The following is an 18,397-nucleotide window of genomic DNA, read 5'->3' as shown; positions in this document are numbered from 1 at the left end:
TTTTACTCCTTAGCAACAGGCCAGTTCAAAATCAAGACGCTCCGGCACCAGACCATTTTCACTATCCAGCGGCATAAAGCGAATGGCAAAACGGCTCTTATGGCCGGAAATTTGCGGATAAAGTTGTGAATCGAGCGTCAGCATAAGACGCAGCAAATCGGCGTCGTCCCCGTTATCCTGATAAAAACCGTTCAGGCTGGTTTGCTTACGGAAAGGCGCTGAATTACGGATCAGATCAAGTACCAAAGTCAGCGCCTGGGTGAGGGGATTCAGGCTGACAAGCCAGCTTTCAATCTGGGCGTCGCGCTGCGCCTGTTGTAGGTGCAACCAGATATGCAGAGTGGGTAAATCGAAACTGCAACAGCCGCCAGGAATACTTAAGCGTTGACGCACAAGGGCAATCAAGCGATCTTCGCGTAGCTGCTGGCCAATCCTCGGGGCGGAGATCAGCACGCTGCCCGCGGATTTTAACTGCTGGCGCAGGGCTTCAATACGGTCTTGATCGACGCCGGGAACCTCAACCCAGGCCTGTAATTTACGCTGCTGGCGCTCCAGTTCTTTCAGCAGTTCGGTACGGACTTCGCCCCGTTCGAACACATCCAGTAGATCGCTGATGTTACGGAAAAAATGCAGTGCGCCAGCATGGTCTGCAATTGGCAGGTTGATGGAGAGCTGTTGGATCAAAAACTCTATGCGCAGCCACGTACGCATCTTCTCATTGAGAGGGTGTTCAAATAGGACCTGGGTGTGCATTACGGTTTTTCCTGTGAGACAAACTGCGACGCGAGCTTAAGATAACTGGCGTGCAGGCGGGCCACATCTGATGCGATAGCATCCGGTGCGCCGTTATTATCAATAACATCGTTCGCCACGGCAAGGCGCGCTTCACGCGTCGCCTGCGCAGCGAGAATGTGTTCAACATGCTCGCGCGTAACATCATCACGCTGCATTGTGCGCATAAGCTGCGTTTCAGGCGTCACGTCAACCACCAGTACACGGTTGGCTTTTTGATACAGCTTGTTTTCAACCAGCAGAGGCACAACCCATAACACATAGGGCGACGTAGCCTGTTGAAACTGTCGTTGGGTTTCCTGCTGAATTAAGGGATGAAGCAGAGCGTTAAGCCAGGCTTTTTCTTCCGGATGCGAAAAAATACGCTCACGCAGCGCCCGGCGACGTAACGTGCCGTCGGCGGCGATAAGTTCAGAACCAAAATGTTCCGCTATTGCGTTCAGGGCGGGCTGCCCTGGCTCAACCATCTGGCGCGCGATAATATCCGCGTCGATGACGGTTATTCCGAGGTCAGCGAAGGCATCAGCGACGGTACTTTTACCGCTGCCAATACCGCCGGTTAAGGCTACGGTATACCTCATATCTCCAGCTTCCGGAATTTTAGTTTGATAATCAAAAGGTTAAATTTTAAACATACAAAGACGATGCGCTCTGAGCATTAACCTACTATTCGCCAGGTAAATTTATGGGATTGTAACGTAAAAAAAGAGAATTTCGCAGTCTTGTACGGCCATGATTAGTGCGTATGATAGCGTCACTGGAGTTGTGAGTTTCGATTTTTCGCCATTAACCCCAGGAATCCGCACATGCGTATTGAAGAAGATCTGAAGTTAGGTTTCAAAGACGTTCTTATCCGTCCTAAACGTTCTACCCTCAAAAGCCGTTCCGATGTCGAACTGGAACGTCAATTCACCTTTAAACACTCAGGTCAGACCTGGTCTGGCGTACCGATTATCGCGGCCAATATGGATACCGTCGGGACGTTTGAAATGGCGCAAGCATTGGCCGGGTTTGATATTCTGACTGCTGTACATAAACATTATACCGTTGAAGAGTGGGCAGCTTTTATCAACTCGGCTTCGGCTGATGTTCTCAAGCATGTGATGGTTTCCACCGGGACCTCTGATGCTGATTTCGAAAAAACCGTGCAGATTCTGGCGCTGAATCCTGCGCTGAACTTTGTCTGTATTGATGTGGCCAATGGCTATTCAGAACATTTTGTGCAGTTCGTCGCGAAAGCACGTGAAGCATGGCCGACAAAAACAATCTGCGCAGGCAATGTGGTAACGGGCGAGATGTGCGAAGAGCTTATCCTCTCCGGCGCCGATATCGTGAAAGTGGGAATTGGTCCCGGCTCCGTATGCACGACGCGTGTAAAAACCGGCGTCGGTTATCCGCAACTGTCGGCGGTTATCGAATGTGCTGACGCGGCGCATGGCCTGGGCGGCATGATCGTCAGCGATGGCGGCTGCACCATGCCAGGCGACGTAGCAAAAGCCTTCGGCGGCGGCGCGGATTTCGTTATGTTGGGCGGTATGCTGGCGGGTCACGAAGAGAGCGGCGGCAGCGTGGTAGAAGAGAACGGCGAGAAATTTATGCTGTTCTATGGCATGAGTTCGGAATCTGCGATGAACCGTCATGTCGGCGGCGTTGCGAAATACCGCGCGGCAGAAGGTAAAACGGTTAAATTGCCGCTGCGTGGGCCGGTGGGCAATACCGCCCGCGATATCCTGGGCGGTCTGCGCTCAGCCTGCACTTATGTCGGCGCGTCTCGCCTGAAAGAGTTGACCAAACGCACCACCTTTATTCGGGTGCAGGAACAAGAAAACCGCATTTTCAATAGCCTCTAATATTCTGGCTGGCGTAAATGTGCGCCAGCCTTATCCCATCCCGCTCATCGCGTCTCCCAAATGAAAAATCGGCAAATACATCGCCACCACCAGCGTACCGATAATTAAACCGGTGATGATCAATAACGCCGGTTCCAACAGCGACGCCAGATTATCGGCCAGCGCCAGCGTAGTTTCACTGTGGTGACGGGCAAGGTTATGCAGCATGATATCGAGTGAACCGGACGCTTCGCCCGTTCTGACCAGTTGCAGGCATAGCGGACTAAATTCCTGGGTATTTTTTAGCGCCAACCAGACCGGATTGCCCGCGGCGATCTCCTGATGTACCTGCGTTAAACGCTGTGACCAGTAAGGGCAGCCGAGACTCTCGATAGCGCTTTCCAGTCCCTGAAGAAAAGGAATTCCTGCGCTTTGGGTCAATGCCAGTACGGTGAATATTTGCGCTAGTTTCTGGCCTCTTATCAGGCGACCCATCACGGGAAGCCGTAGCAGAAGACGCTGCCGCTGCGCTTGCCAGGACGGTTTTTGTTTTACCCTGCGGTGAGCGATAGCAATGAGCATCGTCAGGAACAAGATGAGCCAACCCCATGCCGCCCCCCATTGCGCTATCGCGATAATACCGCGCGTCAGAAGAGGGAGCGGGGTATTGAAGCTACGGTAAATGGCGGCAAATTCCGGCAGAACAAAGTGCAGCATGGCGAAAACGACCAGGGCGGCCATTGTCAGAATAATGGCGGGATAGCGCAGCGCCTTTTTCACGCTAACCGTAATCTGCCGTTGCGCTTTTTGCTGACGGGCCAGTTCAAAGCAGCATTCGGCCAGTTTGCCGGTCAGTTCTCCGGTGCGGATCATCGTCTGGTAGAGCGGCGGAAATACCTGCGGCCAGGAGACTAATGCGCTGGAAAAAGGGACGCCCTGTTCAAGCTCGTGAGCCAGCGTGCGCAACAGCGCTTGCCATTGTCGGTGTGGATGCTGTTTCGCAAGGAGTTCCAGCCCTTCAGAAAGCGTCAGTCCGGCATGAATGAGCGTGGCCAACTGATGAATAATTTCAGCGCTTTGCTCTTCTTTCCACAGTGCGGCGTTAACACCCATGCGCTTGATGCGAAGCGGCATAATGCGCTGATGTTGCAGGGTGATGATCAGCGCCAGACGATTGTCCACCCATACAACGTCTTGTTCCAGTTGACCTTTATCGTTAACGCCTTGCCAGCGCCAGAGCTGTTTAACGCTCATGGGGCATTCCCAGAACGCGCAGTATCTCTTCAAAGGACGTCATGCCTTGCTCAACGGCGCGACAGCCATTTTCAAAAAGCGTCCCTGTACCGGTCTGTTGGAGGTGGGCTTCCAGTGCTTGCGCCGATGCGCCGCTCGCAATTAACTGACGTAATGCCGGGGTAACGGTTAACACTTCGAATAACGCGGTTCGGCCATAAAAGCCGTGGTAGCAATGCTGACAGCCGCTTGCCTGCCAGCGCGGTAGCGCGCTGGGCCAAAGATTGGGCGATAGCACCACGGGATCGCTCAGACGCTGTTTGCAGTGCGGGCAAAGCTTCCTTACTAGGCGTTGCGCTACCACCAGCGTAAGCGCCGATGAGATCATCCAGCGTGCTACGCCCATTTGCTGCAAACGTATCAGCGTTTCACTGGTGGAGTTCGTATGGAGCGTTGAAAGTACCAGATGGCCCGTTTGTGCCGCCTTAATGGCGATTTCTGCGGTGTCGCCGTCACGAATTTCACCTACCATGATGATGTCAGGGTCCTGGCGTAAAAGCGCGCGCAGCACATTTTGAAAGGTGAGCCCGGCGCGGGGATGGATCTGCGTCTGGTTAATCCCATCCAGTGGAATTTCTATCGGATCCTCAACGCTACAGAGGTTGATACCCGGCGTATTCCGGGTTTGTAGCGCGCTGTATAGCGTGACCGTTTTTCCGCTACCGGTGGGGCCAGTCACCAGTACCAGCCCCTGAGGTTGCTGTAGGGCTTGTCTAAAAGCGGTAAGTTGTGCCCCGTACATGCCCAGCGTGTCCAGATCCAGCGTTTGTTCAACCTGATGCAACAACCGTAAGACGACTTTTTCGCCTTCTTTACAGGGAAGCGTGGCGATACGAAAAGAGATGCTGTCGCCCGTCAGGTCAACGGTAAATTGCCCGTCCTGCGGCAGCCGATGTTCAGCGATGTCCAAATTTCCCAGGACTTTCAATCTGGCCGTCAGCGCAAGCCCCATCTCTTTGGCGATGTCCTGCAGAATATGAAGAACGCCATCGATGCGGAGCCTTATCCGGTAGCGGCTGGCGCCTGGTTCGAGATGGATATCAGAGGCGCGTTTCGCCATCGCCGAGCGTAATGTCTGATTGAGAAGCTGGGCCGCGGTTTCTCCGCCTTTCGCGGCGTTTGCCGAGGGGGCCTGATCCGGCTTATGCCGATGATTTTCCATTTGCTGGCGAGTCCAGCACACAATATCAATCTGTTTTTGCGTGGCGAAATGCAGAGCGTCCAGTAATGCATGAGAGGGCGCGTCGACCACCGCAACAGTGATACTGTTGCTGGCGCTATTGATCAGTACAGCCTGATGACGTTGACACAATGTGTTGAGCTGAGCGTCTTTCATCTTGTCTCCTTAGTTGGCGTCAAAACGGAAGACATCTTCACAAGCCTGTTGTAACGCGCTGTCGCTTTGAATATTGCAGTTACGCGTCCAGCCGGTAATGCCGTTAGCATTGTCCCAGGCGGGCGTCATGATGACGCTAAGCCCGCTCAGACTCTCCTGGCCGGTAAGCGTGATGACGCCTTTTTCCACGCTCATGCCCGAAACATAACGGGTGATGATGGGCGAGGGGATACCGTTGACGCCCGCATCGCATGTGCTCGTCCCACCATGTTCCAGAGCGCAGAGTTCGACGGCGGTACGGTAGGGGACAAACGTTTGCAACATATCCGTCAGCGCCGCTTTACGCAGATAGTTCTGGTAAGCCGGAATGCCAATGGCGCTTAAAATGGCGATGATGCCAATAACGACCATCAGTTCGATAAGCGTGAAACCGCGTTGTTTTTCCATTGTTCGCTCCTTGAGTTAGCTGGCGCTACTGTGGCAAACGTGGGAAGAGCGGGCGAGCGGCAAAAGGTAAAACGGGAAGGCGGATTCTGAAGATTTTCGCTGCGTTACATGACACGGCAACGTTATTGCGAGGCGCTACGAATATTTTACCGAATCACGACGCGGATCGCCGGACAGGTGATTTATAGACCCGACGGCGCAGCGCCATCGGGTGGAGAGGATCAGCAAAAACGCATGGAGAGATCGAGCGCGCGTACGTGCTTGGTCAGCGCGCCAACGGAGATGAAATCCACCCCGGTTTCAGCAAATTCGCGTAAGGTTTCCGCGGTGACGTTGCCGGATACTTCCAGCCGCGCCTGGCCGTTGACGCGTTTCACCGCCTCGCGCATCTGGTCGGTGTTGAAATTATCCAGCATGATAATATCCGCGCCTGCTTTCAGCGCATCGTCCAGTTCATTCAGATTTTCGACCTCGACTTCTACCGGCACGTCCGGATGGAGCCAGAACGCTTTTTCCACCGCCTGACGAACAGAACCGGAGGCGATGATATGGTTTTCTTTAATCAGGAACGCGTCAGTGAGGCCCAGACGATGATTGGCGCCGCCGCCACATAAAACCGCATATTTGAGCGCAGTGCGCAGACCCGGCAGCGTTTTACGCGTGTCGAGCAACTGGGTTTGGGTGCCAGCCAGCAGTCCAACGTAGCGGCGTACTTCACTGGCGACGCCGGAAAGGGTCTGGACAAAGTTTAGCGCCGTGCGCTCGCCGGTCAGCAATACGCGAGCGGGGCCGTTCAGTTCAAACACTGTTTGGTTGGCGTGAATGGCGTCGCCGTCATCGACATGCCAGGTGAGGCGCACATCATCGCCCGCCAGTTGGATGAAGACCTCTTCAACCCAGCGCTTGCCGCAGAAAACGCCGTCTTCACGAGTGATCACCGTGGCATGGGCTTGCGTATCTGCCGGCAAAAGTTGCGCGGTGATATCGTTGCCAGCATCGACTTCTCCACCTAAATCTTCACGCAGCGCCTGAGCAACGGCGGCAGGGATATCGAGATTAATGCGTTCCAGTAGCGCGTCACGTCGGTCGTCTGGGTTATAACGGCGAGGCGGCATGATAAAACTCCAAATTGCTAACGAATCATAAGGTAGAAACATGCTACTCTGAAGCAGCTATAAGCACCACTCAAAAGGAGACTCTGCATGTTGCCAGATAAGGGTTGGTTGGTAGAGGCGCGACGCGTCCCTTCTCCGCATTATGATTGCCGTCCGGATGACGAAAAACCGTCCTTGCTGGTGGTGCATAATATTAGCCTGCCCCCCGGCGAGTTTGGCGGTCCGTGGATCGATGCATTATTCACCGGAACGATAGATCCAGACGCCCATCCTTTTTTTGCAGAAATCGCTCATCTTCGTGTTTCGGCCCATTGTCTGATTCGTCGCGACGGTGAAATCGTCCAGTATGTGCCTTTTGATAAGCGTGCGTGGCATGCGGGCGTATCAAACTATCAGGGGCGGGAACGTTGTAATGATTTCTCCATTGGTATTGAGCTGGAGGGGACGGATACGCTGGCTTATACCGATGCGCAGTATCAGCAGCTAGCCGCCGTGACGCGCACGCTTATCGCTTGCTATCCGGCGATCGCCGACAATATGACCGGACACTGTAACATTGCGCCTGACCGCAAAACGGACCCTGGCCCTGCCTTTGACTGGCCGCGTTTTCGCGCTTTGGTAGCCCTCTCGTCGCACAAGGAGATGACATGACGCTGTTTACGACATTACTGGTGCTGATTGTCGAGCGCCTGTTTAAGCTGGGCGAGCACTGGCAGCTCGATCATCGGCTGGAGGCGCTATTCCGTCGGATTACGCATTTTTCGATGTTGCGCACGATGGGAATGACGGCGATCGCGATGGCGGTGACTTTTCTACTGCTCCAGGCGTTAAAAGGGCTGCTATTTAACGTGCCGACGCTGGTGGTGTGGATTCTCCTGGGCGTGCTGTGTATCGGCGCGGGCAAAGTGCGAGTACATTATCACGCCTGGCTGAAAGCGGCGTCCCGTAACGATCCGCATCCTTGCGAGGCGATGGCCAGCGAGCTTACGCTGATTCACGGCGTGCCGCCGGATTGTAATGAGCGTGAATTTTTGCGTGAGCTGCAAAATGCGTTGTTATGGATAAATTTCCGTTTTTACCTCGCACCGCTATTTTGGTTTATCGTTGGCGGTCCATGGGGGCCGGTAACGCTGGTGGGTTATGCGTTTTTACGGGCCTGGCAGACCTGGCTGGCGCGCTATCAGACGCCGCACCAACGTTTGCAATCCGGCATTGACGCTATTCTTCATGTGCTGGACTGGATTCCGGTACGTCTGGCGGGCGTTGTGTATGCATTACTGGGGCATGGCGAGAAAGCGTTGCCGGCCTGGTTTGCCTCGCTGGCGGATCTGCATACTTCGCAGTATCAGGTGCTCACACGTCTGGCGCAGTTCTCACTGGCGCGCGAACCGCATACTGACAAAGTGGAAACCCCTAAAGCGGCGGTGTCGATGGCGAAGAAGGCCTCGTTTGTGGTGGTGGTGATTATTGCGTTGCTCACCATTTATGGGGCATTAGTGTAACGTTGTGCCGGTGGCGCTAACGCTTATGCTGCCTACAATGGAAAAATCTGTAGGCCCGGTAAGCGTTAGCGCCACCGGGCAGTGCAACGGCTTAGATCGTATCGGCTGGCGGTACGCCAAAATCAGGCATCCCGTTTTCGTCCCAGCGCACCCGTTTCAGACGCGTATGGCGGTTGGGATCGTACAACGGATCGCCTTCAATTTCGGTGTAATTTCTCGCGTGGTACACCAGTACATCTTCACCTTCCGGCGTTTGCGTAAAGCTGTTGTGTCCCGGCCCATACTGGCGATTCTCATAGCTGGTGGTAAAGACCGGGCGCGGTGATTTATGCCAGTTGGCCGGATCGCGCGGATCGTCGTTTACGTTAATCCACAGTAACCCCATACAGTAGTTTTCATCGGTGGCGCTGGCCGAATAGCTGATAAACAGCTTGTCGCCATGCACCACGACGGCCGGACCTTCGTTAACCCAAAAACCCCGACACTCCCAGTCGTACTCTGGCTTACTGAGTCTTACCGGCTCGCCTTTAAGAGTCCACGGGTTTTCCAGTTCAGCCAGATAAATATTTGAGTTACCGGCAATATCCGGCGCTTTTTGCGCCCACAGATACCACTGTTTTCCCTGATGATAAAAAGTGGTGGCATCGAGGGCGAAGGTATCAAACGGTGTTTTAATTTGACCTTTCTCCGTCCACTTGCCGGTGAGTGGGTCGGCATCGGCACACTCCAGGGCAAACATGCGGTGCTGGAACATTCCCTGCTTATCAAGCGCTTGAGTATGGGTAGCGGCAAAATAGATGTACCACTTGCCTGCCAGATGATGAAGTTCCGGTGCCCAGATGAGCTGGCTCATCGGGCCGCTTTCCTGTTTACGCCAGACGACAACGGGGTCGGCGGCGCGCAACCCTTCCAGCGAATTAGCCCGGCGGATTTCCAGCCTGTCATATTCTGGTACGGAGGCAATAAAGTAGTAATCGCTGCCGTCGCGTAAAATAAACGGATCGGCACGTTGTTCAATAAACGGGTTTGGCCAGTTTGCCATCAGGCTTTCCTTACGCTTTCAGCGGCTTTGAGCTCCTGCAACTCACTCAATTCGCGGTAATTAGTGCGACGTTTTTCCAAATCGTCCTGGATTTTTTTCATCAGTTCACGGTCAACTTTCAGCAGACGTACCACGCCTGCGGTAATCAGATAGCCAACGCCGGGGATAACGGTAAACAACAGCATAATACCGTTCATCGCCGAGGCGCTTTGCGCTTTGGCGCTGGCGTCATAACCGTACCAGGAGAGCAAAAAGCCGACCATCGCCCCGGCAATCGCCAGGCCCAGTTTCAGGAAGAACAGATTACCGGAGAAGCTAATACCGGTAATGCGTTTGCCGGTTTTCCATTCGCCGTAATCATCGACGTCCGCCATCAGCGACCAGTGCAACGGGGAAGGGATCTGATGCAGAATATTGAGCAGGAAGTAGAGCGCCACTATCATCACGGTGGCTTTCGGATCAAAGAAATAGAACGCGCAGGAGAAAATCGCCAGCGCGATATTGGTCCAGAAAAATACCTTCAATTTACACCAGCGATCGGTTAAGACTTTTGCCAGCATACTGCCGATCATCATACCGACCACGCCAAGGCTAATAAAAAGCGTAGCGAAATGGGTGCTTTGTCCCATCACCCAGGTGACGTAATACATGGTCGCCGCCATACGGATAAACCCCGGGCAGACGTTACATAAGGTCAATAGCAGAATGCGTACCCACTGATCGTTTTTCCACACGTCTTTGAAATCATTCTTCATATCATCGTGCGTCGGAACGGCAGGGCGAACGCGTTCGCGGACGCTGGCAAAGCAGAACAGAAACATACCCATGCCGATAATCGCCAGCACGGTCATCGCCAACTGATAGCCTTTGGCTTTGTCGCCGCCGCCAAACCAGTCCACCATCGGCAATAGCGTTAACGATAGCAACAGCGTCGCGATGCCGACTAACACGAAGCGATAAGCCTGACAGGCCACGCGCTCTTTTGGATCATTGGTGATCACGCCGCCCAGTGAGCAATAGGGAATATTGATGGCGGTGTAGGTCACAGAAAGCAGAAAATAGGTGACGAAAGCATAGACAACTTTGCTGTTATAGCCCCAGTCCGGCGTCGTGAACATCAGCACGCTGAACAGCGCGTAGGGAAATGCAATCCACAGTAGCCAGGGGCGGAAACGACCATATTTACTTTGGGTACGATCGGCAAGCGCGCCCATCACCGGATCGGTAACGGCATCGATAACGCGTACTGAAAGGAGTAAAACACCGACTAACGCCGGGGCAAGACCAAAAATATCCGTATAAAAATAATTAACAAACAGCATGATAGCGCCAAAAATAATGTTACATCCGGCGTCACCCATGCCATACCCGATTTTCTCTCTTACCGAAAGTCTGCCCTTATCCATTGAGACTTCTCCCCATCAGATGATGGCGGTAATTATTCGCCTGCGAGCTTTTATTTGCGTAGCAGGATCACGCCGCTGATATGGATAAAATGGTTATACGTGGGAAACTGTGAGGCAGATAACACCCTCCCCGGACGGGGAGGGCGGAAAAGTAACGCCACGATCAGTGGGCTTTCACCGTTTTTGCCGTTTTTTCTTTACACAGGTAGCCGACGCCCAGGATGAGCAGCCATACCGGAATCAGCCACACGGAGATCGCCATACCTGGCGTCATCAGCATAATGATCAATACCGCCGCCATAAACAGCAGACAGAGAACGTTGCCGAACGGATAAAACAGGGCCGGGAAGCGGGTTTTCACGCCCTGCTGCTGTTTCGCGCGACGGAACATCATATGGGCAAGGCTAATCATCGCCCAGTTAATGACCAGCGCGGAGACCACCAGCGCCATCAGCAGTCCGAATGCGGACTCTGGAGCCAGGTAGTTGAGCAGCACGCACAACGCCGTCACGACGGCGGAAACCAAAATGGAGCTCACCGGCACGCCGCGTTTGTCGACGTTCAGCAGCGCTTTCGGCGCATTTCCCTGCTGGGCCAGACCGAACAGCATACGGCTGTTGCAGTAAACGCAGCTGTTATAAACCGATAGCGCGGCGGTGAGAACCACGATATTCAGCGCATTGGCGACAAACGTATCGCCCAGCTCATGGAAGATAAGGACAAACGGGCTGGTATCGGCGGTGACGCGCGTCCATGGCAGCAGCGAAAGCAGAACCGCCAGCGAGCCGATATAAAAAATCAGGATGCGATAGATAACCTGATTGGTGGCTTTGGGGATGCTCTGTTCCGGGTTATCGGCTTCAGCGGCGGTGATCCCTACCAGCTCCAGTCCGCCGAACGAAAACATAATAATGGCCATCATCATCACCAGCCCGGTCCAGCCATGCGGCAGAAAGCCGCCCTGTTCCCACAGGTTGCGCACGGTGGCTTGCGGACCAGCGGTATCGCTGAAGAGTAACCACGCGCCGAACAGAATCATAGCGATGACGGCGATCACTTTAATAATGGCGAACCAAAACTCCATCTCACCGAACACTTTAACGTTGGTCAGGTTGATGGCGTTAATAATCACAAAGAAGGCTGCCGCAGAGGCCCAGGTGGGGATCTCCGGATACCAGAACTGGATATATTTACCCACTGCGGTCAGTTCCGCCATGGCAACTAATACGTACAGTACCCAGTAGTTCCAGCCGGAAGCGAATCCGGCAAAGCCGCCCCAGTATTTATAGGCGAAGTGGCTAAAAGAGCCGGCGACCGGTTCTTCAACCACCATCTCCCCCAGCTGGCGCATAATCAGAAAGGCAATAAAGCCTGCAACCGCATAGCCCAGGATAATTCCTGGCCCCGCCGACTGAATAACGGAGGCGCTTCCCAGGAACAAGCCTGTCCCTATCGCGCCGCCTAATGCGATAAGCTGAATATGGCGGTTTTTCAGGCCGCGCTTGAGCTGCTCGCCGTGCTGCTGACTGTCCATCATAAAACCTCGTGTATCGGGCGCGGTTTATTTATAACGCGCTTATTTTGAACGATGCAGTAGTGCGTGTGTAAGTTTGCAATTCCGCTTTTTGTATTTATTTATTTACAGATTCGTTTTTTTAAATGTCACTTCAACTCTTTCGTCTTGATCAGAATAATGGTATGTGACCGCGAATGCACCTGCTTTGTGCAGGGGTGATGACGAGTTGCGTAAAAAGAAAGCACTTGTAAATACCTCCTTTTATTTTCCCTTGCAGAGGTTAATTTATTTCTATTCGTTATTTATGCATATAAATGCATTTAATCTGCTGTTGAATCGGTTCAGATGAGATTTTTTATCGTTTCAAATACGTTAAATCTACCTCCTGGTGGGTAAATTTAACATTTGTGCACAGTTACAGTTTTGAAACATGATTTCTGTAAAATTGTTAAAATGTGCCTCCTTTACTGATTTCAATCAAAACCTGTATGGACAGAAGGTGAATACTTTGTTACTTTAGCGTCACAGACATGAAATTGGTAAGACCAATTGACTCCGGGCAAATGGCTTAAGACAGGAAATCATGGCCTACAGCAAAATCCGCCAACCAAAACTCTCCGATGTGATCGAGCAGCAGCTGGAGTTTTTAATCCTTGAGGGAACATTGCGTCCCGGAGAAAAACTCCCACCGGAACGTGAACTGGCAAAACAGTTCGACGTCTCCCGTCCCTCCTTGCGCGAGGCGATTCAACGTCTCGAAGCGAAGGGATTGTTGCTTCGTCGCCAGGGCGGCGGAACCTTCGTGCAGAGCAGCCTGTGGCAGAGCTTTAGCGACCCGCTGGTGGAACTGCTCTCCGATCACCCTGAATCCCAGTTTGACCTGCTCGAAACGCGCCATGCGCTGGAAGGCATTGCGGCTTATTACGCGGCGCTGCGCAGCACCGACGAAGATAAAGACCGTATTCGCGAGCTGCACCACGCTATTGAGCTGGCGCAAGAGTCCGGCGATCTGGATGCCGAGTCCGAAGCCGTGCTCCAGTATCAAATCGCCGTCACCGAAGCGGCGCACAACGTGGTATTGCTTCATCTGCTAAGGTGTATGGAGCCGATGCTGGCGCAAAACGTGCGGCAGAACTTCGAATTGCTGTATGCGCGTCGGGAGATGCTGCCGCTGGTGAGTACGCATCGCACCCGTATATTTGAAGCCATTATGGCCGGAAAACCAGAAGAAGCGCGTGAAGCGTCACACCGCCATCTGGCGTTTATCGAAGAGATTATGCTGGACAGAAGCCGTGAGGAGAGCCGTCGTGAACGCGCCTTACGCCGTCTGGAGCAGCGCAAGAATTAGTTTTTTCTGGCAGAACGTTAACCAGAAGATGTTGTGAATAACGCGTAAAAATGTGCGCGGCAACTAAACGCAGAACCTGTCTTATTAAGCTTTCTGACGAAAGTTTAATGGGACAGGTTCCAGATAACTCAACGTATTAGATAGATAAGGAATACCCCCATGTCAGAACGTTTCCCAAATGACGTGGATCCGATCGAAACTCGCGACTGGCTACAGGCGATCGAATCGGTCATCCGTGAAGAAGGTGTTGAGCGCGCTCAGTATCTGATTGACCAACTGCTTTCTGAAGCTCGCAAAGGCGGCGTGAAAGTCGCGGCAGGCGCAGGGGCCAGTAATTACATCAACACTATTGCCGTTGAAGACGAACCGGAATACCCGGGCAATCTGGAGCTGGAACGTCGCATTCGTTCTGCTATCCGCTGGAACGCCATCATGACCGTGCTGCGCGCGTCTAAAAAAGACCTTGAGTTGGGCGGCCACATGGCGTCCTTCCAGTCTTCCGCCACGATCTATGATGTCTGTTTCAACCATTTCTTCCGTGCGCGCAACGAACAGGATGGCGGCGATCTGGTGTACTTCCAGGGCCACATCTCTCCGGGCATCTACGCTCGCGCGTTCCTGGAAGGTCGTCTGACCCAGGAACAGATGGATAACTTCCGTCAGGAAGTTCACGGTAATGGCCTCTCTTCCTATCCGCACCCGAAACTGATGCCGGAATTCTGGCAGTTCCCGACCGTCTCTATGGGGCTGGGCCCAATCGGTGCTATCTACCAGGCGAAATTCCTGAAATATCTGGAACACCGCGGCCTGAAAGATACCTCTAAACAGACCGTTTACGCCTTCCTCGGCGACGGCGAGATGGACGAGCCGGAATCCAAAGGCGCTATCACCATCGCCACCCGTGAAAAACTGGACAACCTGGTCTTTGTTATCAACTGTAACCTGCAGCGTCTTGACGGCCCGGTCACCGGTAACGGCAAGATTGTTAACGAACTGGAAGGCATCTTTGCAGGTGCTGGCTGGAACGTTATCAAAGTCATGTGGGGCGGTCGTTGGGATGAGCTGCTGCGTAAAGACACCAGCGGTAAACTGATCCAACTGATGAACGAAACCGTTGACGGCGACTACCAGACCTTCAAATCCAAAGACGGCGCTTACGTACGTGAGCACTTCTTCGGTAAATATCCGGAAACCGCCGCGCTGGTGGCCGACTGGACTGACGAGCAGATTTGGGCGCTGAACCGTGGTGGTCACGATCCGAAGAAAGTCTACGCGGCACTGAAAAAAGCGCAGGAAACCAAAGGCAAAGCGACGGTAATCCTGGCCCATACCATTAAAGGTTACGGCATGGGCGACACCGCGGAAGGTAAAAATATCGCTCACCAGGTTAAGAAAATGAACATGGACGGCGTGCGTTACGTCCGCGATCGTTTCAACGTGCCTGTTGCCGATGCTGATCTCGAAAAACTGCCGTACATTACCTTCCCGGAAGGTTCTGAAGAACACAAATACCTGCATGAACGCCGTCAGGCGCTGCATGGCTACCTGCCAAGCCGTCAGCCGAACTTCACCGAGAAGTTAGAGCTGCCTCAACTTTCAGATTTCGGCGCGCTGCTGGAAGAGCAAAGCAAAGAGATTTCCACCACTATCGCTTTCGTGCGTGCTCTGAACGTGATGCTGAAGAACAAGTCGATCAAAGAGCGTCTGGTTCCGATCATCGCCGACGAAGCGCGTACTTTCGGTATGGAAGGTCTGTTCCGTCAGATTGGTATCTACAGCCCGAACGGCCAGCAGTACACCCCGCAGGACCGTGAGCAGGTTGCTTACTACAAAGAAGACGAGAAAGGCCAGATTCTGCAGGAAGGTATCAACGAGCTGGGCGCAGGCGCATCCTGGCTGGCTGCGGCGACCTCTTACAGCACCAACGATCTGCCGATGATCCCGTTCTACATCTACTACTCCATGTTCGGGTTCCAGCGTATCGGCGACCTGTGCTGGCAGGCTGGCGACCAGCAGGCTCGCGGCTTCCTGATCGGCGGGACTTCCGGTCGTACAACGCTGAACGGCGAAGGTCTGCAGCACGAAGATGGTCACAGCCATATTCAGTCGCTGACTATCCCGAACTGTATCTCTTACGACCCGGCTTACGCTTACGAAGTGGCTGTCATCATGCATGATGGTCTGGAGCGTATGTACGGTGAGAAACAAGAGAACGTTTACTACTACATCACCACCCTGAACGAAAACTACCACATGCCGGCCATGCCAGCAGGTGCCGAGGAAGGTATCCGTAAAGGTATCTACAAACTCGAAACCCTCGAAGGTAGCAAAGGTAAAGTTCAGCTGCTGGGCTCCGGTTCTATCCTGCGTCACGTGCGTGAAGCGGCACAGATTCTGGCGAACGACTACGGCGTAGGTTCTGACGTGTACAGCGTGACCTCCTTCACCGAACTGGCGCGTGATGGCCAGGATTGTGAACGCTGGAACATGCTGCACCCGCTGGAAACCCCGCGCGTTCCGTACATCGCTCAGGTGATGAACGACGCTCCGGCAGTGGCATCTACTGACTATATGAAACTGTTCGCCGAGCAGGTTCGTACTTACGTACCGGCTGACGACTATCGCGTACTGGGTACGGATGGCTTCGGTCGTTCCGACAGCCGTGAGAACCTGCGTCACCACTTCGAAGTTGATGCTTCTTATGTGGTTGTTGCAGCGCTGGGCGAACTGGCTAAACGTGGCGAAATCGACAAGAAAGTGGTAGCGGATGCGATTACCAAATTCAACATCGATGCAGATAAAGTTAACCCGCGTCTGGCGTAAGAGGTAAAAGAATAATGGCTATCGAAATCAAAGTACCGGACATCGGGACAGATGAAGTTGAAATCACCGAGATTCTGGTCAAAGTGGGCGACAAAGTTGAAGCTGAACAGTCGCTGATCACCGTAGAAGGCGACAAAGCCTCTATGGAAGTCCCGTCTCCGCAGGCTGGCGTCGTGAAAGAGATTAAAGTCTCTGTCGGCGACAAAACCGAGACCGGTGCACTTATCATGATTTTCGATTCCGCCGACGGTGCAGCTGACGCTGCACCTGCTAAGGCAGAAGAGAAGAAAGAAGCGGCGCCGGCAGCAGCACCTGCTGCGGCAGCGGCGAAAGACGTTCACGTTCCGGATATCGGCAGTGACGAAGTTGAAGTGACTGAAGTGATGGTGAAAGTGGGCGACACCGTCGAAGCTGAACAGTCGCTGATCACCGTCGAAGGCGACAAGGCCTCTATGGAAGTGCCGGCGCCGTTCGCGGGCACCGTGAAAGAGATCAAAGTGAACACCGGTGATAAAGTGTCTACCGGCTCTCTGATTATGGTCTTCGAAGTGGCGGGCGCAGCGCCTGCCGCAGCACCAGCGAAAGCGGAAGCCGCTCCGGCTGCGGCTGCTCCAGCGGCAGCGACGGGCGTGAAAGACGTTAACGTACCGGATATCGGCGGCGACGAAGTTGAAGTCACCGAAGTGATGGTCAAAGTCGGCGATAAAGTTGCCGCTGAACAGTCGCTGATCACCGTGGAAGGCGACAAAGCCTCCATGGAAGTGCCTGCGCCGTTCGCGGGTACCGTGAAAGAAATCAAAATCAGCACCGGCGATAAAGTGAAAACCGGTTCTCTGATTATGGTCTTCGAAGTAGAAGGCGCAGCGCCTGCGGCCGCTCCGGCTAAACAGGAAGCGGCGGCACCGGCTCCGGCGGCGAAAGCTGAGAAGCCAGCTGCCCCTGCTGCCAAAGCCGAAGGCAAGTCTGAGTTCGCTGAAAACGACGCTTACGTTCACGCTACCCCGCTGATTCGCCGCCTGGCGCGCGAGTTTGGCGTCAACCTGGCGAAAGTGAAAGGCACCGGTCGTAAAGGCCGTATTCTGCGCGAAGACGTTCAGGCTTACGTGAAAGACGCTATCAAACGCGCGGAAGCTGCGCCGGCTGCTACGGGCGGTGGTATCCCGGGTATGCTGCCGTGGCCGAAAGTGGACTTCAGCAAGTTTGGTGAAGTTGAAGAAGTGGAACTGGGCCGTATCCAGAAAATCTCTGGCGCGAATCTAAGCCGTAACTGGGTGATGATCCCGCACGTTACGCACTTCGACAAAACCGATATCACCGATCTGGAAGCGTTCCGTAAACAGCAGAACGCCGAAGCTGAGAAGCGCAAACTGGACGTGAAATACACGCCAGTGGTCTTCATCATGAAAGCGGTTGCCGCTGCTCTGGAACAGATGCCGCGCTTCAACAGCTCTCTGTCCGAAGACGGTCAGCGTCTGACCCTGAAGAAATACATCAACATCGGCGTGGCGGTTGATACCCCGAATGGCCTGGTGGTTCCGGTCTTTAAAGACGTGAATAAGAAGAGCGTGACCGAGCTGTCTCGTGAACTGACCACCATCTCCAAAAAAGCGCGTGATGGTAAGCTGACCGCTGGCGAAATGCAGGGGGGTTGCTTCACTATCTCCAGCATCGGCGGCCTGGGAACTACCCACTTCGCGCCGATTGTCAACGCGCCGGAAGTGGCTATCCTCGGCGTTTCTAAGTCGGCGATGGAACCGGTGTGGAATGGGAAAGAGTTTGTGCCGCGTCTGATGATGCCTATCTCTCTTTCCTTCGACCACCGTGTGATCGATGGTGCTGATGGTGCGCGTTTCATTACCATTATCAACAATATGTTGTCTGACATTCGCCGTCTGGTGATGTAATGAAAAAGCCGGCCCGACGGCCGGCTTTTTTTTGATAATCTCAT

Annotated in this window: 15 protein-coding genes; 6 read left to right on the top strand and 9 right to left on the bottom strand. The window is 53.7% G+C overall.

The window, feature by feature from the left end; genetic code table 11:
• Nucleotides 1-9 precede the first annotated feature (9 nt).
• Both zapD and coaE read right to left on the bottom strand, forming a co-directional pair.
• Complete coding sequence (gene zapD, locus ACLD3P_RS11960; protein WP_001726852.1) at nucleotides 10-753, bottom strand: cell division protein ZapD; 744 nt, start codon at nucleotides 751-753, stop codon at nucleotides 10-12.
• Nucleotides 753-1,373: a dephospho-CoA kinase gene (gene coaE, locus ACLD3P_RS11955; RefSeq protein WP_411006447.1), complete on the bottom strand. Its 621-nt coding sequence runs from the start codon at nucleotides 1,371-1,373 to the stop codon at nucleotides 753-755. The genes zapD and coaE overlap by 1 nt, the downstream gene beginning before the upstream one ends.
• Nucleotides 1,374-1,598: 225 nt before the next feature.
• On the opposite strand from coaE, the gene ACLD3P_RS11950 reads away from it, so the two are divergent.
• Nucleotides 1,599-2,642: a GMP reductase gene (locus ACLD3P_RS11950; protein WP_076934750.1), complete on the top strand. Its 1,044-nt coding sequence runs from the start codon at nucleotides 1,599-1,601 to the stop codon at nucleotides 2,640-2,642.
• A 30-nt stretch (nucleotides 2,643-2,672) separates the two neighbouring features.
• Here the strand turns inward: ACLD3P_RS11950 and hofC are convergent, their stop codons facing one another.
• The 4 genes from hofC to nadC all read right to left on the bottom strand — a co-directional run bounded on the left by hofC (nucleotide 2,673) and on the right by nadC (nucleotide 6,812).
• Nucleotides 2,673-3,875: a protein transport protein HofC gene (hofC, locus tag ACLD3P_RS11945; protein ID WP_183058107.1), complete on the bottom strand. Its 1,203-nt coding sequence runs from the start codon at nucleotides 3,873-3,875 to the stop codon at nucleotides 2,673-2,675.
• Nucleotides 3,865-5,250 carry a type II secretion system protein GspE gene (gene gspE / locus ACLD3P_RS11940; RefSeq protein ID WP_131046600.1) on the bottom strand — a complete coding sequence of 462 codons (1,386 nt, stop codon included), beginning with the start codon at nucleotides 5,248-5,250 and terminating at the stop codon, nucleotides 3,865-3,867. The genes hofC and gspE overlap by 11 nt, the downstream gene beginning before the upstream one ends.
• A 9-nt stretch (nucleotides 5,251-5,259) precedes the next feature.
• Nucleotides 5,260-5,697: a prepilin peptidase-dependent pilin gene (gene ppdD / locus ACLD3P_RS11935; RefSeq protein ID WP_076934752.1), complete on the bottom strand. Its 438-nt coding sequence runs from the start codon at nucleotides 5,695-5,697 to the stop codon at nucleotides 5,260-5,262.
• Between the two features lie 221 nt (nucleotides 5,698-5,918).
• Nucleotides 5,919-6,812: a carboxylating nicotinate-nucleotide diphosphorylase gene (nadC, locus tag ACLD3P_RS11930; RefSeq protein WP_001135137.1), complete on the bottom strand. Its 894-nt coding sequence runs from the start codon at nucleotides 6,810-6,812 to the stop codon at nucleotides 5,919-5,921.
• A gap of 87 nt (nucleotides 6,813-6,899) precedes the next feature.
• On the opposite strand from nadC, the gene ampD reads away from it, so the two are divergent.
• Both ampD and ampE read left to right on the top strand, forming a co-directional pair.
• Nucleotides 6,900-7,463 (top strand): 1,6-anhydro-N-acetylmuramyl-L-alanine amidase AmpD, encoded by a 564-nt coding sequence (gene ampD, locus ACLD3P_RS11925; RefSeq protein ID WP_000936326.1) that lies wholly within the window; start codon nucleotides 6,900-6,902, stop codon nucleotides 7,461-7,463.
• The gene (gene ampE, locus ACLD3P_RS11920; RefSeq protein ID WP_001654571.1) at nucleotides 7,460-8,314 is read left to right on the top strand and encodes a beta-lactamase regulator AmpE; all 855 of its coding nucleotides are present in this window, start codon (nucleotides 7,460-7,462) and stop codon (nucleotides 8,312-8,314) included. The genes ampD and ampE overlap by 4 nt, the downstream gene beginning before the upstream one ends.
• Nucleotides 8,315-8,405: 91 nt before the next feature.
• Here ampE and ACLD3P_RS11915 read toward each other — a convergent pair whose 3' ends face one another.
• From ACLD3P_RS11915 to aroP, 3 genes are all read right to left on the bottom strand, one after another.
• The gene (locus ACLD3P_RS11915) at nucleotides 8,406-9,356 is read right to left on the bottom strand and encodes a family 43 glycosylhydrolase (RefSeq protein ID WP_411006446.1); all 951 of its coding nucleotides are present in this window, start codon (nucleotides 9,354-9,356) and stop codon (nucleotides 8,406-8,408) included.
• Nucleotides 9,356-10,762: a glycoside-pentoside-hexuronide (GPH):cation symporter gene (locus ACLD3P_RS11910; protein ID WP_000357539.1), complete on the bottom strand. Its 1,407-nt coding sequence runs from the start codon at nucleotides 10,760-10,762 to the stop codon at nucleotides 9,356-9,358. The genes ACLD3P_RS11915 and ACLD3P_RS11910 overlap by 1 nt, the downstream gene beginning before the upstream one ends.
• 163 nt (nucleotides 10,763-10,925) lie before the next feature.
• Nucleotides 10,926-12,299 (bottom strand): aromatic amino acid transporter AroP, encoded by a 1,374-nt coding sequence (aroP, locus tag ACLD3P_RS11905; protein WP_001539002.1) that lies wholly within the window; start codon nucleotides 12,297-12,299, stop codon nucleotides 10,926-10,928.
• A 562-nt stretch (nucleotides 12,300-12,861) separates the two neighbouring features.
• Between aroP and pdhR the strand changes: the two genes are divergently transcribed.
• The 3 genes from pdhR to aceF all read left to right on the top strand — a co-directional run bounded on the left by pdhR (nucleotide 12,862) and on the right by aceF (nucleotide 18,353).
• The gene (gene pdhR / locus ACLD3P_RS11900; protein WP_000331771.1) at nucleotides 12,862-13,626 is read left to right on the top strand and encodes a pyruvate dehydrogenase complex transcriptional repressor PdhR; all 765 of its coding nucleotides are present in this window, start codon (nucleotides 12,862-12,864) and stop codon (nucleotides 13,624-13,626) included.
• 159 nt (nucleotides 13,627-13,785) lie between these two features.
• Nucleotides 13,786-16,449, top strand: coding sequence for a pyruvate dehydrogenase (acetyl-transferring), homodimeric type (gene aceE, locus ACLD3P_RS11895; RefSeq protein ID WP_411006445.1), 2,664 nt, complete (start codon nucleotides 13,786-13,788; stop codon nucleotides 16,447-16,449).
• Nucleotides 16,450-16,463: 14 nt separating this feature from the next.
• Nucleotides 16,464-18,353 carry a pyruvate dehydrogenase complex dihydrolipoyllysine-residue acetyltransferase gene (gene aceF / locus ACLD3P_RS11890; RefSeq protein ID WP_000963591.1) on the top strand — a complete coding sequence of 630 codons (1,890 nt, stop codon included), beginning with the start codon at nucleotides 16,464-16,466 and terminating at the stop codon, nucleotides 18,351-18,353.
• The last annotated feature ends 44 nt before the right edge of the window (nucleotides 18,354-18,397 follow it).

The organism is Salmonella sp. 741265073_HBA (genome assembly GCF_046569105.1).
In the GTDB taxonomy this organism is placed as follows: Bacteria; Pseudomonadota; Gammaproteobacteria; order Enterobacterales; family Enterobacteriaceae; genus Salmonella; species Salmonella enterica.
This window is presented reverse-complemented; position numbering and strand designations above follow the sequence as displayed.